The organism is Zoogloea sp. (assembly GCF_023150065.1).
Classification (GTDB): Bacteria; Pseudomonadota; Gammaproteobacteria; order Burkholderiales; family Rhodocyclaceae; genus Zoogloea.
The window spans coordinates 262,730-263,057 of sequence record NZ_JAKLLN010000005.1; the positions used below are offsets into that span (position 1 = coordinate 262,730).

Here is a 328-nt window from a genome sequence, read left to right on the forward strand (position 1 = left end):
AAGTCAGCAGAGGCCGTAGTACTGGGAGGTGGGGCCGGTGAGGCCGAAGATCGCCGAGGAAGGGCCGAACGAGTAGGAGGGCCGAAGGCCATGTCGCTCGGACGAGCAGTGCATCAGAAGCCCGGTGACACGGGGCGCAGCGCGGGAAGGCGAGGTGAAGCCGAGCCCAAGGCGATGCGTGATGAAGCGCGGACGGCGCGGCATGAAACCGCAAGCCCAGGGCAAGAAGACCTGCTTAGGCAGGTGCTCGCGAGCGCGAACCTGGAGGCGGCGTGGAAACGCGTCAAATCCAATCGCGGCAGTGCCGGGGTGGATGGACTATCGATCC

1 pseudogene is annotated in these 328 nt (G+C 65.9%); it reads left to right on the forward strand.

Features of this window, described 5'->3' with window-relative positions:
- Nucleotides 1–90 precede the first annotated feature (90 nt).
- A pseudogene (locus L6Q67_RS09065) lies at nt 91–328 on the forward strand (group II intron reverse transcriptase/maturase); the annotation flags it as partial.